This is a genomic window from Flavobacterium sp. CF136, from assembly GCF_000282055.1.
GTDB lineage: Bacteria > Bacteroidota > Bacteroidia > Flavobacteriales > Flavobacteriaceae > Flavobacterium.
The window spans coordinates 157,374-172,239 of the sequence record NZ_AKJZ01000016.1; the positions used below are offsets into that span (position 1 = coordinate 157,374).

A 14,866-nucleotide genomic window follows, 5' to 3' on the forward strand; every position below is an offset into this window, starting at 1 on the left:
TTTTTATGTAGGTGGTTAGATAGTTAATGCAATTTATAAAATAAGTCTGCAACTTTTCTTCACAGTTTGATTATTATCAAAAGCTTCAGGTTATTTTATTGTTTTTTCAAGCGTTTAATTGATATATTTCGTGCCAGATATTCTGTGTTTTCAAGTTTTTCAGCTGTTCCGGAGGACCCTTCCATTTGTAAGTTAATGATAAGCCACATTGGATGATTTGTAAAATTTGTCCAATGGTCCCCTATTTTTTCTCCATCCAAAAAATAAGAAACAACAGTATTTATATCATCTATGCGTTTAAGTTCTACACTGTATTGATGCCAGTTGGCTGATGCATCCGGTATGTTTTTCTTTAGCGTTGTACAGTTTTCAGGTGTAATAAACGTATTCATCCAATTGGTACTGTCTCCTTTAAATTCCAGAATATCGATCTCCGGCGGCCATCCATTTACAGCAGTGAGCCAGAACGCAGGCCATGTTCCCTTTTTTATCGGGGCTTTAAATTCGCCCGAAATACGGTAAACAGGATATTCTTCCGTTACGGTTATTTTATGCTTGGCGTGTACGGCACCGCTGTAATATCTAATATCATAATGCGGATCAGACTTGCTTTTTCCTTCGTTATTTGTTGAAGGGACAGCAGTTAATTTTAAAATATTATTATTTAAATCGACCTGATTCTTCCGCATACGTGCTGTACCGTTATGATCTGTTCCCCAGGGATAAAACATATTCCATTGCTTATCGAACATATTTTTGGATTTAAAAGAACCGGAATCTAAGACTACTTCCCATTTCCGTTCATCAATAATCTTCCGGTCATAATAAGCATGATCTATAACTGCTTTTTTTCCGCTCCAAATTTTCTCTTGTGTGTAAGGCGCATCTGGTGCCTGCCAAAATGGGGTCTGAATGGGAAGTCCAAGAGGTAAAAAAGCTTCTGTACATAAATATAAACTTCCGGTACTGATATAAGGTTCTCCAATTTCAGGCTGATGTCCGTAAAATCCAATTGTTAACCAGCCATCATCTGTAAAAGTGTCGGGAGCTTCCATCTGTTTTTTAATAATGCTCAGTAAAGCACACCGCACCTGTGCCGGATTTAATTCTACAGGAAGTTCCTGTAGAAGAGCCATTTGTGCTAAATTTTGAAATGCTCCTACCCTATACGCTAACGAACGGCCAATTGCCGGATATGTTCCCTCCGGAGAAATAAGCCGCTCCTGAATTGCTGTATAACGCTTAGAACGTTCTATAAATTGATTAGCATTAACTATAAATTCATTTTTATAGCGCCAGTTCACAAGCGTATCTTTTTTTTCTTTTAAAACTTTAAGGATGTCAAGCATCATTGGCTGAATTACATAACTGTTATAATAATCCCAATGATAATCTTTACCGTCACCATATGTTCCGTCACCAAGGTACCATTCACTATGTTTTAATAAGGCATACTCTATGCGGACCATATCGGCTTTGCCTTCGTATTTTAGCAGTGCCGCTTCAATCATGGCCGTAAATAATAACCAGTTTGTATATGCGGGAGATATTACTCTGGTACTTTTTAGGGCATTTATAACATTCTGTTGTGTATCATTATCAAGTTTTTCCCATAATAAAGGAGCTCTGAGCAAGCCTTGGGCAAAAAAAGCTGCATCTACCAGAGGCTGTCCGCCTTCGTTGAAATTCATATAGTCTTTTGAGGCAGGATCTACAACATTTTTTATTCCGGCAGCAGTAAGATTAATATATTCTGCACGAAGTTTCCCTTCAGGTGTGTCATCCGGTCCTAATTGCAACCAGGGTGCTATACCGGAAAGTGTTCTCCCAAATGCTTCTAAATATGTTACTTTGTCCCGGTCTCCGTACGCATGTGGTGCTGTTTCAACCGGCATTGCAGATTTTAAACGCCCCTCTGCTGTGGCCTGAAGAACAGGATGAGCAATTTTGGTCAGCATTTTTACAAAGTAAGCACGCTGTTCCAAATTATTATCCTTGTTTACCTGAGCGGCTAAAGAGCTAAAAAAAAGAAACAAAAGAATTTGAGTTCTAAAATATTTCATACTTAATTGATAAAAAATTAAAAAGACCTGCCTGTCGCAATAACCAATTGCTCAGGCAGGTTGTAAAAAAAACACACACTTACAAAACTAAACAAACTTTATCTTACTCAAGGATAAACTCTTCTGTGTGATATAGGGCCATCTTTGAATCCCATACCCGAAAACTATTTTTTTATATTAATTAGTCATAAATAATTAAATAATTGATTTTTCTGTTCTGATCTAATCTGCTCCTCTAACATTTATTCCATAACAAATGCCACTGATTTATTTTTCAAATTAACAAGCCTTTAAGAAAATCTGAAGGGGGTAAAATCACTATTTAAAAGGGGCAAACCATTTGAAATTATAACGATATAAAAAAATGTATGAATAATTATATTATGAGCATGTTTTAAATTGAAATTAGGTTTATAATTTTTGTATGATGTTCAATTCTGAATTAAATGAATTTCTGTATTTTTTTATAAATTCAGACGGTGTCATACCATAAAGTTTAACAAATTGTTCCCTGAAATGTTTAACATCCTCCATTCCAACCTGAGAAGCAGCATGCGAAATACGGATGTCCTCGGTCAGCAGAAGCACGGCTGCACGACGCAGACGCACCGATCTTATAAATCCATTTAAAGTCTGACCTGAAATTTCTTTTATTTTAGTGTATAATCGGGTATGGCTCATTCCCATTTCTATGGAAAACTGCTTAATATTAAATTGTTGGTTGGCAAGATTTTTTTCAATGACTTCTATACATTTTTTTAAAAAATCAGCGGTTTCCGTGGGTACCTTTTGACTATGTGGATTCAATGTTATGCTATCAAGAAAATAATTTTTCAACTGACTTCTGTTGCGAAGCAGTGTTTCCACTTTTGCTTTTAAAATATCATCATCAAAAGGTTTGGTTATATAATCATCTGCTCCATCGGATATCCCCTGAAGCTGAGTTTCAGGGTTTGAGGAAGCTGTCAGCAAAATCACTAAAATATGATTAATCCCTTCACTGCTTTTGATCTTTTTACAAAGTTCCAAACCATTTAATCCTTCCATAGAAATATCACTAAGAACAAGATCCGGCAAAATCTTATTAACCATTTCATAGCCATCAAAACCATTCTCAGCACTATAGGTTAAATAATCGTCTGAAAAAAGCTCCATTAAATAATTCCTGATTTCTTCATTATCATCAATTATCAGTATTGATTTTTTTTCTGATACTACATCATCCTTTAATTTACTTAAAATATTTATATCAGTATCTTTTGAAAAACCTGTATTTTTTTGATTATAAACAGTTTCTGCGGCTAATTCTTTTACAATACGACTCATTTTAACCGAATGATCTGTAAGTGGTAAATCTGAAAAATGATCCCTGCCTTTTTTTAAGAATATTTTAAATTCTGTTCCTTCCCCTATCCGGCTCGAACAGTTTATGTAACCAAAATGTTTTTCAATAAAATGCTTTACAACAAACAATCCTATACCGAATCCTTTACCCGGACTGTTGTTAAAATTTATTTGTCTGAACTTATCATAAATATTATCGATTTCGTCTTCACTTATCCCAACGCCTGTATCTTTTATTTTAATAATTGCTTCTTCATTATTACTTTCTAAACTGAGCAAAATTTCACCTTCGGCTAATGTATATTTAAAGGCATTAGAAACAATATTGAATAAAGAAATTTCAATTTTTTCATTATCTCCAATTATATAAACGGTTTCCTGAGGAAGCAAAATATCATACTTAATTTTTCGCGATTTAGCCTGCTGCGTAAAATATTGATACACTTCATCACATAATTTATTTAAGTTAATCTCTGATAATACAAGTTGGTCTGCATCATTTTCTGCTCTTCGGAAAAGTAACAACTGATCCATTAAACTTAAAAGCCTTCTCGCATTTCGATTCGCTACCAAAAGTTCAGGTGAAACTTCACCTGTCTTATTCTGCTGTTTTATTATTTTTTTTATGGGGTTAATTATTAAAGAAAGCGGCGTCCTGAACTCATGGGAAATATAGGTAAACATAGAGATTTGTTTTTCAGAGAACTCTTTCTCTTTCCTGTTTTCCATTTGTGCCAACTTTACTTCGTAGCGCATTCTTTCTTTAGATTTATTATGTCGGATATACATAAATACAACTCCGGCACCCGCTAAAATATAAAGCATATACGCCCACCAGGAGCGGTGCCATGGCGGCAGGACCTGAATTTCAATTAACGTAATTTCTTTACCCCAATTTCCGTAATTATCTGTAGTTTTTACTTTAAACTGGTATGTTCCTTCATACAATCTGGAATATCTTGCATTCCTGTTAGATACATAATTCCAATGCTCGTCCCAGCCTTCAAGATAATAGGCATATTTAATTTTATCTGTATTCTCATAATCCAATGCTACAAAATCTAATGATAATGTTGTCTGGTCAAAAGGCAATTTTAGTATTTTCTGATCCCTTGATTTTATTTTAAAATAATTCATATTTCCCAAAACCGAACTATTATTTACCTGAACATCATCAAGCAGTACCTTATAATGGCGGTTTATTTCCTTTATACTGCCGGGAAAAAAAATATTGAATCCGTTAATCCCTCCAAAAATAAATTCTCCTGAGGACAAAATCAGGCCGGCATTATAGCTGAACTGATTGCTCTGCAGCCCGTCTGAAGCTGTAAAATTGTGGAATTTCTTTTTCTCCGGATTAAATTTGCTTATTCCTTTATAGGTACTCAGCCATAAATATCCTTTTTTATCTTCAAGAATCCGTAAAACTATATTTGATGGCAACCCTTCAATTGTAGTAAATCTGGTAAAAGATTTGTTTTTACGGTTGAATTTCAGTAATCCTCCTTCTGATGTTCCTATCCAGAAATTAGATTTTTTGTCTTCAAGGATGCATCGTATGGGATAGCCAATCTTTGTTCTGTTAATCTTTTTTGTAACCGTATTGATTTCAATTAAATCTGTGTAGTTACCGACCCATAAATGACCATCGCTGCTTTCGCTTATGCATAATACTCCTGATATGCCAGAATCAAAAACTTCAAATTTTTTAGATAACGGATTACGATAATAAAGTGTCCCTTCTTTGGTTGCCGACCAAATTATATTTTTTGAATCTTTAAATACAAACCAAATGCTGCGTTCTTTATGTTTTGTAACAGGATTGTATAAATTATAATGTTCGACTTTGCGATTTAAAGTGTTAATTTTATTTAATCCTCCATCCCAGGTTGCGACCCATAAATAGATATCATCTAAAACAATTCCCGGGATAAAATTACTTGAGAGTCCATCATTTTCAGTAAATTTTGTAAACGTATTTTTAGCTCTGTTCCAGAAGCGTAAACCACCACCATCAGTCCCAATCCATAGATTATGGTTAGCATCTTCACAAAAAGAAAGGGTGTAATTAAGCGCTGGATTACCCTCAATATTTTTTATATGGCGAAAACAGCGTTTAGAATTTCCAATCATGCTTACCCCGCCGCGCAAAGTTCCAAACCATTTATTTTTATCCTTATCCTCATATAACCCCCAGACTGCATCACTCTTTAAAATCTGCTGATCTCCCGCATCTTTGAACTGGACTGCTTTGTTTTGTTTGTCTATTTTAAATACTCCTGACCCATCCGTAGCGATATAAATCTCTTTATTTTTATCAAATAAGATATTGGTAACTATTGCCTTATAATCAAGGATATTGTCTCCATAGTTCTTATGTTTTTCATCAAACTTAAATAATCCCTCATCTGTTCCTATCCAAAGGCTGCCATTATCTTCACTTTTTAAATAATTTGCCTGCAACTTTTCACTGCAGATTGCTTCCATTAGTTGTGATTTTATCCAGTACTTATATAAACCATGATTTTTAATAAAAATCCAGCAGAAGCCTTTTTCAGGAACTGGTTCTATACTTGTAACGTGGTACTGAAGTAACTTTTTACCTCTAATCTTTAAATCTGCCTGCTTCCCGGTGTATTGCCCTTTCTTGAAAATTACCAACCCGGATTTTTCACATGCAGCCATCATACAGGAAGTTGAAAATGCTTTTATCTGCACTATGCTTTCTTCCTTAATTAACTTTGTACTGCTGCCTATGGCAAGCTGAGAAACTTGTCCTGAAATTGAATTAAGCACACTTCCTCCATTTGCACTCCCTACCCAGATATTACCTAGTGAATCACCATCGATACAAAATATATAATTGGCCGCTATTGAATTTTCCTTGTTGACATCATTTCTGTAAACTTTAAAATTATAACCATCATAACGGTTTAAGCCGTCATTAGTTCCAAACCAGATATACCCCTGACGTTCCTGATAAATACAGGTAACGGAATTATTGGATAACCCCTGAGAGATATCTAAAAAACGAACTAAATATTCCTGACTGTAAATAGAAAATGTTAACAGGTAAGTCAAAAAACTAATTTTAAACTTGTTTTTCATAAGTGAGTACTTAACTAAATATTAAATTATACTTCCGGAAATCATTGTCATCCTGATTCGATTCGGCTATGCTTATACTAAGCGAAGCCGAAGAGCTTTTTTACATGCAAGGACTCCGACTAAGTTTATCCTGAGCGAAGCCGAATCGAATAGACTCAGCCTGACACCTATTTTAATACACCCAACGAGTTAAATAATATTCGAGGTGTAAGCAGAAAATAAACGGAGAGTTTTTCGTCTCAATTATATTCTGCTTAAATAATAAATCGTTGACTCGCTATTTAGTTACGGGTATTTTTTGCAATTCCAGAATCTGAACTGGCTGAGCTTCTACAGCAGACAGTCCTTCCCCATCAGCCTGGTTTACATTTTGAGAAAAAATATGCAGCTGTGTTTTTTCCTTCCAAAGTTCTTTATCAAAATTTGGCTCCCACTGTCCTACTGAAGAATCTGTAATATCAGTGATTTTCCAATGTTTTTTGTTCAGATTGATTGATGCCAGGCTAATTTTACTGCCTCTTTCTTCAGATCTGAAAAGCAGATAGAGCATCGATTTATTCATAAGAATCTCAGGACGTGAAATTGGAATCCTTTTGGTTCCTCCTCCTCCTAAAATAAATGATTTTTCTTGAAAATCAGTATCAATCAGGTTCCATTTTCCTTTATCCAAAAAGACAATTTTATATTGAGGTACTTCATTAACAGCCCAATAACTTGCTATATACGGGTTACCAAATTCATCTGTAGTCATCGAAGTCTGATTAATTAAACTGCTGTTCTGCGGTATACTCCAGGCCAGTTCGGCTGTTGCCTTTGTGATTGGGAGCGAATAGTTCTCTCCATTGGATTTTTTCCAGGTCTGTCCCCAATCTGCTGAAAAAGCATAACAAATGTCATGATTAGTTGAAACATCCCAGCTTTCGCGCCATACCCATGAAAGATAAATTCCTTTTTTGTTTACGCAGATCTGCCAGTAAGCACTTCGCTCGTTTTCTCCATCAATTAAATTATTTTGCAGCTGCTGCCACTGTTTGGTTTTTATATCATATAATTTCATAATCATATTCCCCCGGCCAGAAGCACCAGAACGGTAACAGAATAACAATTTACCATTTGGCAGATTGTGAAATTCCGGATAAGTCACCTTAAGTTCTTCATTTCCTGTCATGGACTGCTCTTCACCCAGTTCCAGGCTAAATGGTACTTTACTTTTTGCATAACGAAGACGGGTATCATGCTGATCCCAGCTTACATGAAGATACCCGTCAATATCTACCGCAATACTGATACTGTTATGGGCATCTTTTACATTCCCGCTGTAAGGTGTAATTACTTTTTCCCACTTAGCTGAATTCAGCCTGCGCTTTGCCAAAACCATCTTGCCTTCAGGATTGTAATAAGCAGTATATTGAATATTTTTAAATGTAGTTATGGCACTATTCCTAAAAATAACCGTATTGACCGAGTTGTTACTCCATCCCGGACCAATTTCACTGACTGTAGTTTTTAGCTGTGCATTAGTTTTGAAAGAAGATAAAATTAAAAGAAAAAAAAGCCATTCAATGATTACAAATTTTGTTTGGAGCCGACTGCGTAAATAATTAAGCATATGAGGTTAAGTTTTGGTGGTTACAAACAAATGTAATTAGAAGAATTAAAAAAACAAACCTGTACCTTCCAGTTTGTGTAGCCAAAATTCTAAAATATAAAGCAGGGTATGCTTCTCATTTTTTTTTAATCTGTACATTTATTTGACTAAATCTTTTTGTATACAAAATTTAATATTTTCAAATATTTTATTAGGAATAAATCTATATATTTGGCGCTTATTAACCTCTAATCATTTTGAGCCAAATGTTGAAATATTTAATCTGTTTTATACTATCGATACTTTTAATATCCTGTAATAACGAAGAACTAGGAAAGAATAATACAAGCGTAGATTTAGAACAGGTAAAAAAAGATTTAGAATTAAATAAATTTTCTAATGTAAATATTGCTGAAAATGTAGCTGTAAATTGGGAAAACATAAAGGAAACAGAGAAAAGTAATTTTAAAATCACTGAGATTTCGGCTTACGAAAAATCAATAAGTACACTGGAATCTGATTTTTTACAGAACCATTTAAAATATCAGATTGTTACAATTGAGTCTGAAGGACAATTATATTCTTATTTTGTAGAAGTGTATACGAATAAAGGCAGCAATGTTTATCCTGAAACCATTACCAAACTAAATGATTTTACGGGAACATTAAATGTGTTTCTTTTAAATGGAGAAAATTTGGGGTCAGTAGCGATATATAAAGGAAAAGCCAGAAATATTTCAGAGAATAATAATCTGAATGTTTTGGAAGAGAGTATTAATGCTTTCGCAACTAAATCTGATGCCACGAATAAAATGCCCCAGTGCGGAGGAAATTATACGGTAATTATCGATCAAACTATTTCTCGTTATGATGTCTGGACTGTTGGGGATAGAATTGTGGCGATTAATTATGTTGGGACAACAACAACAAGGACATCAAGTATTATGCCTTTTCCCTGTGATGGTAGTAATAATAAAGAAGATATATTAAATCAGAGATTGGAATTCTATAATTATAAAAATGGTTCTGGGGGCTCAACTTCCGCACCAACATCTGCACAAATTGCTGCTGCATTAGAAGAGCAAATCGATGGCTCGCAGCTTGACCCATGTACAAAGGCAGTTTTAGAGAAACTAAAAAACTTGACACAAAATGATATTGCGAACATTTTTGAGAAGTTTGGAGTCCCGATTAATGGAACTTATACTTTAAAAATAGTAATAGGAACAACAAGTATGACGGTGGCATTAGCAGATACAAGACGGGTGAGCAAAAATAATTATCTCATAACAATAAGTGAACCATATCTAAAAGGAACAGAAAACAATCAAAGACCACCTACAGATTTAGCAATAGCTGCAATAGTTATTCACGAGATAATTCATGCCCATTTCTTTGCATTGTATGATGATTTTCATAATAATGGCAATATTTGTGCATACGACAATTATGATTGTTTATTTATGGAATATGCTTCTAAAAATTTTGAAGGAACTACAGACCCTCAACATTCACAAATGTTTGAGAATTATATAGATGTAATGGCAAATGCTTTACAAGAGTTTCAGACTGGAATCCCAGTTTCAAATACAGGAAAAGCAGACCTTTTTTATCATGATCTGGCTCTTTCAACTATGACAGGTACGCAAATTTTTAAAGATCGCTATCCTTTAGATTACAGTGCCCCAAATTATGAAGAAAGAAGAAGAATAGTAAATAATCGTACAGCAGAAGACAAAAATATAACTATTGATGATGCAGAAAATGGAAAATATATACCCAAAGGCAAATCCTGTACTAATTAAATTATTAAGATGAAAAATTATATATACTGTTTATTAAGTTTGTTATTTATTTCCTGTGCTTCCAGAAGTATAGAAAATGAAGTTATCAACGATTTTATAAAAGAGCAAGCGGACTTGAGAAATTACTATAATATAGTTGTAGAAGAGGCACCATCACGCATACTTCCTTTAGATTATTATGAAAAAGCGTATGAAGACAGAAATATTCGTTTAGGCGATGAAATAAGAATAATGCCTAATGGGTATCCTCCTTACATCTGGCCTATAGATATTTTAGAAATCAAAGCTTTAAAAGAAAAATACAAAAATGACACAATTGCTTATTATTGGAAAAAAAAGGATTTTATCAGGAAAAATTTTGCGGATAAGGATTTTAAACTTTTAAAAATTAATGAACGTCTTGTTCCAAATACTCCAGATTTCAAAAAATATGCTGCAGGTTATGGTTTACTAATTTCAAAACCAATAGTTAGCAATAATAAATATGCCTTGTTTTATTATTCTCCCTATGTTATTGGTGGTCATACTGGTGAGGGGCCTAAAGTCATTTTGATGGAGAAATTAGACGGAAGATGGAAAACAATTAAGACTTATTCAGATCCTAATGTTATTAATTAACTATTTCATGTTAAATGTAAAAAGTAACATCATTTTTTATAAGCTGCCTGGCCTATAAATCATTTAATGTCCATTGCTCCTTCCAATATAAGACCGGATGCCCGTTTTCCATTTTTAATGGGAGCCATACATAGCGTCCGTCTCTCGGGTTCTTTGGTCTCCAGCGGTCTGCCATAAAAATAAAAGCATTTTTCTTTCCTGCTACTGGCAGTATGTATGTACTTTGCGACTCAAAAGTAGTTTCGACACCTTCTCCTCTGCAGGGATTACCGAGTTTCTCCCAAGGTCCCCAAATTGAGGAGGCCTTAAAAGAACGGGCAGCATTGGGATCCCATCCTGTACAACCTGAAGTAATCATATAATAAATCCCGTCTTGTTTATATATTGCCGGAGCTTCATTATGGCCTGCAGGAGCGATTGTAATATATTTACCTTTAAAATCCAGATAGTCATCTGTCAGTTCACTTAAATGCAGTGTAAGGTTTTCTTCCGATGAATGAATATGGTACGCTTTTCCGTCGTCATCGACAAAAATCTGCATATCCCTTGACATTTGACCTGCTGTAAAATCCCTGCGGACAAAGAGGCCTTCTTCAACTGATTTTCTCCACTCAGGTGTCCACCATTTCAGGGTTCCTTCACCTGCCATCGATTTTTTCCATTCTTCTTTAAATCCTATAGGCCATTTACCAGCATTCGGACGGTATGACTTAATAAAAGTATATGGTCCTGCCGGATTTTTGCTTACTGCTACAGCTGTTCTGGAAGCTTTGTAACTTTGTCCTTTTAGTTCCAAATGAAACCACATTACATATTTCTTAGTTTTTGAATTATAGATTACTTTTGGACGTTCAATAATGCATCCTGAAGTAATTTCCGAATTTGGATCATTTGAAACAGGCAATGCTATCCCTTCATTTTTCCAATTATAAAGATCTTTAGAAGAGTAACAGGTAACCCCGACACGTGCATCATTTGTTTCGCCCTTATGTTCTCCAAACCAATAATATATCCCTTTAGTGTAAAGAACACCACCGCCATGAGCATTGATATGAACACCATCGGTATCCTTCCAAATCTCACCGGGATGGATACTGGACGCTTTTTCATTTTGGGATTGGGACTTTAAACAAAAAAATAGAAATCCGCTAAACAATAGTAATTTGATATATTTCATTTTTTAAACCGCATTTTTAATTTAATTGAACCGCCTTAATTAAAGTAAACTTAAAATGTAGGTATAGGTATATTTTTGTCCGGTAAGCAGATATTGTGCATGCGGTAAAGCCCCCCAGCTAGTATCTCCTCCTACTCCACGTTGACTTAAGTCAATATGAAGATACACTTTATCTTCAGGTTTTACATCATTGATATGTCTTCCATTTTTACTAAGACCAGGATCAAGACTTTCAGTAGATACATTTAAAGCACTGAAGCATAATGGCTGATCTCCTTTTATTAAGAGCCCTTTTTTATTACTATCAGCCAACTTTATCCAACGTGCATCAGTCTTATATCCACAATCCTGAGGTCTGATATACTCCCACGTAAATTGGCCTGCAACTTGATCTTTATAAATTCCCATAAAGGAAGCAGTATTACGATCAATATAGTTTTCCCATGGTCCGCGTCCATAATATTCAAGTCCGCTGTATTGGCCCGGAAGAATTACACGCATTCCAAAACGTGGCATTTCCGGAAGTTTCTTTCCTGTTTTATCAATGGATGCAGTTACTTTAATATCACCATCCGGCTGAATCAAATAGTTAATCGTGTAAGGCACATTAACATCTTTAAGCAGATATTTAACTTCTACAGGAAGACCTGTCTCCGTTTTTTTACCGACTATTACGCTTTCCACCACAGGATTAGTATGTGCATCTTTCCAAATTCCCAGTTTTTTAGGCATCTCATTACCGAAGTCATTATCAGTCGGTGCACGCCAAAAATAAGGTGTTGGAAAACCCGAGAGTATTTCTTCTTTTTCACCCTGTTTTCTGTAACTGGTAAGTACACCTTTGGTAAGATCAAAACTTCCTGTTACATTAGCTGTTGCAAAAGTTAAAACGTTTCCGTCTTTCTTAAAGCTCAATTTTCCTTTATTCGACGCTTCTGTTGTTAAGAAGCTATCACCACCTAATTTAAACTGTTCTCTCGCCATTTCATGTCCGCCGGGAACAAGGTCTTTTTCGGCTTTGGTGTAAGCATAAATATTTAAATAATATTCCCCATTTGCAGCAGTATTCAGAGCCAATGGAATTTCCGATTGCATTCCTGGCTGTGCACTGGTATTAAAACTTCCTTCCTGGACTTTTTCACCGTTTTTAAGCATCTCCCATTTAAAGTTAAAATCGCCAAGATCAGTATATAAATAGTTGTTTTTAATCTTAAGAATGCCATTGCTGAAATAAAAAGCAATATCCTGATATACTTTTTTCACCTCCGGTAATCCGGGATCAGGAACACGGTCAGCAGTAACAAGTCCGTCGGCACAGCCGTTCTCATCATGTTGTAATTTTTCTCCGCCCAAGTCTCCACCATATGCCCAATAGTCCTTGCCATTCGCATCTTTTGCCTTAATTCCCTGGTCTACCCAGTCCCATATAAATCCACCCTGCATGTGTGGACTTGAAGATATAATATCCCAATATTCCTTAAAATTACCCGTGCTATTTCCCATAGCATGCGCATATTCACACATAATGTAAGGTCTGCTCGCATTTGACGCGGCATATTTCTTCATATTTTCTATGCTTGGATACATTGGACATACAATATCTGTATCAGGGTTTTCTCCAGCCTGTTCAAACTGTACCGGACGACTGGCATCACGCTGTTTAATCCACTTGTAGGCCTCATAAAATACCGGTCCGTTACCGCATTCATTACCCATACTCCAAATAATAATTGAAGGATGATTTTTATCGGTTTCTAACATTCTTTTAATACGATCCAGATGTGCTGGAGCCCACACAGGCAAATATGCCGGATGCTGGCTTTTGTCAAAAGGGTTCTGCAGTTCTGCTCCCATATGATGCGCTTCAATGTTGGCCTCGTCGACAACATACAATCCAAATTCATCGCACAGCTCATAAATGTACGGATCGTGCGGGTAATGACTCATACGTATTGCATTGATATTGTTTTGCTTCATTAATGCAACATCCTTACGCATCATTTCTTTGTCAGGAGCATGTCCTTTTACCGGATGATGTTCGTGAAGGTTTACGCCATGCACCATTACTGCTTTGCCGTTAACTAACAGCTGTGCATTTTTAATTTCTACTCTTCTGAAGCCTGTACGTCCACTGATATAAGCCTTTTTACCACCATCAACATTCCATTCTATAAAATAACGATACAGATTGGGAGTTTCACTGCTCCACTTAGATACATTGGGAACTGTGGTTTTAAACAAAATTTCTACGGCATTGGCAGGTACATCTTTTACTTCACTGTATACTTGCTTATTATCAGCATCGAAAAGCATAAAACGCACATTAGTTTTTAAGCCTTTTTTACTATTTCTTAATTTAACTAAGGCTGACATTGTACCGCCTGAATATGTATCATCAAGACCTGCTGTTACTTCATAATCTTGTACAGAAACGGCTGGAAGTGCTTGCAGGTATACATCACGTTCGATACCACTAAGACGCCAAAAATCCTGATCTTCCAAATAGCTGCCGTCATGCCAGCGGAATACCTGTACAGCCAAAACGTTTTGACCCTTCTTCAAATAAGGTGTAATATTAAACTCGGCAGGGGTCTTGCTTGCCTTTGTCATTCCAGCTTCTTTCCCGTTAATAAAAATGCGTGCATATCCTGAAATAGATCCAAAATGCAGTATTACATCCTTACCAACCCAGCTCTCAGGCAGTCCAAATGTTTTACGGTAGCTTCCAACAGGATTATAATCCGGGGCTATATATGGCGGGTTTTTAGGAAATGGATATACGATATTGGTATAGATAGGAATATCATATCCCTGCATTTCCCAGTTTGAAGGTACAGTTATATTACTCCAGTTATGGTCATCAAAATCAGTTTTATAGAAGTCCTGCGGTCTGTCAGCGGGCTTTTTTACAATATTGAATTTCCAGGATCCGTTAAGACTTTGATAATAACCGGAAGCTTCCGGCTTATCGGCAGCGGCACTTTGCTGTCCGTCATATATGACATAGGTAGTATGTGGCTTTTCTTTATTATGATCTACAACTCCTGGATTTTCCCATTCATTCTGTTGTGCACTAATAAGCTGTGCAGCAAAGAGAAGGGAGCAAGCTAAAACTTTCTTCATATTTATTCTATTTAAAAAAGATGTTTGTAATATAATCGAA

The 14,866-nt window shown here is 35.6% G+C and carries 7 protein-coding genes; 2 read left to right on the forward strand and 5 right to left on the reverse strand.

Features of this window, described 5'->3' with window-relative positions; genetic code table 11:
• Positions 1-95 precede the first annotated feature (95 nt).
• The 3 genes from PMI10_RS21860 to PMI10_RS07285 form a co-directional block, all read right to left on the reverse strand.
• Complete coding sequence (locus PMI10_RS21860) at positions 96-2,063, reverse strand: DUF2264 domain-containing protein (RefSeq protein WP_007806190.1); 1,968 nt, start codon at positions 2,061-2,063, stop codon at positions 96-98.
• A gap of 411 nt (positions 2,064-2,474) precedes the next feature.
• Positions 2,475-6,488 (reverse strand): hybrid sensor histidine kinase/response regulator transcription factor, encoded by a 4,014-nt coding sequence (locus PMI10_RS07280; RefSeq protein ID WP_238539455.1) that lies wholly within the window; start codon positions 6,486-6,488, stop codon positions 2,475-2,477.
• A 304-nt stretch (positions 6,489-6,792) separates the two neighbouring features.
• Positions 6,793-8,124 carry a BNR repeat-containing protein gene (locus PMI10_RS07285; protein WP_007806194.1) on the reverse strand — a complete coding sequence of 444 codons (1,332 nt, stop codon included), beginning with the start codon at positions 8,122-8,124 and terminating at the stop codon, positions 6,793-6,795.
• Between the two features lie 245 nt (positions 8,125-8,369).
• Here PMI10_RS07285 and PMI10_RS07290 point away from each other — a divergent pair, with 245 nt between their 5' ends.
• Positions 8,370-9,908 carry a hypothetical protein gene (locus tag PMI10_RS07290; RefSeq protein WP_007806197.1) on the forward strand — a complete coding sequence of 513 codons (1,539 nt, stop codon included), beginning with the start codon at positions 8,370-8,372 and terminating at the stop codon, positions 9,906-9,908.
• A gap of 9 nt (positions 9,909-9,917) precedes the next feature.
• Complete coding sequence (locus tag PMI10_RS07295; RefSeq protein ID WP_007806199.1) at positions 9,918-10,526, forward strand: hypothetical protein; 609 nt, start codon at positions 9,918-9,920, stop codon at positions 10,524-10,526.
• A 52-nt stretch (positions 10,527-10,578) separates the two neighbouring features.
• Here the strand turns inward: PMI10_RS07295 and PMI10_RS07300 are convergent, their stop codons facing one another.
• Positions 10,579-11,703: a glycoside hydrolase family 43 protein gene (locus tag PMI10_RS07300; RefSeq protein ID WP_007806201.1), complete on the reverse strand. Its 1,125-nt coding sequence runs from the start codon at positions 11,701-11,703 to the stop codon at positions 10,579-10,581.
• Positions 11,704-11,742: 39 nt separating this feature from the next.
• Entirely contained in the window at positions 11,743-14,826 is a 3,084-nt protein-coding gene (locus PMI10_RS07305) for a glycoside hydrolase family 2 TIM barrel-domain containing protein (protein ID WP_007806204.1), read from the reverse strand.
• Positions 14,827-14,866 lie beyond the last annotated feature (40 nt).

What these genes read in the sequence shown, in the direction of transcription:
- PMI10_RS21860 (WP_007806190.1), bottom strand. Translation starts at nt 2,063, where the DNA reads ATGAAATATTTTAGAACTCAAATTCTTTTGTTTCTTTTTTTTAGCTCT.
- PMI10_RS07285 (WP_007806194.1), bottom strand. Translation starts at nt 8,124, where the DNA reads ATGCTTAATTATTTACGCAGTCGGCTCCAAACAAAATTTGTAATCATT.
- PMI10_RS07290 (WP_007806197.1), top strand. Translation starts at nt 8,370, where the DNA reads ATGTTGAAATATTTAATCTGTTTTATACTATCGATACTTTTAATATCC.
- PMI10_RS07295 (WP_007806199.1), top strand. Translation starts at nt 9,918, where the DNA reads ATGAAAAATTATATATACTGTTTATTAAGTTTGTTATTTATTTCCTGT.
- PMI10_RS07300 (WP_007806201.1), bottom strand. Translation starts at nt 11,703, where the DNA reads ATGAAATATATCAAATTACTATTGTTTAGCGGATTTCTATTTTTTTGT.
- PMI10_RS07305 (WP_007806204.1), bottom strand. Translation starts at nt 14,826, where the DNA reads ATGAAGAAAGTTTTAGCTTGCTCCCTTCTCTTTGCTGCACAGCTTATT.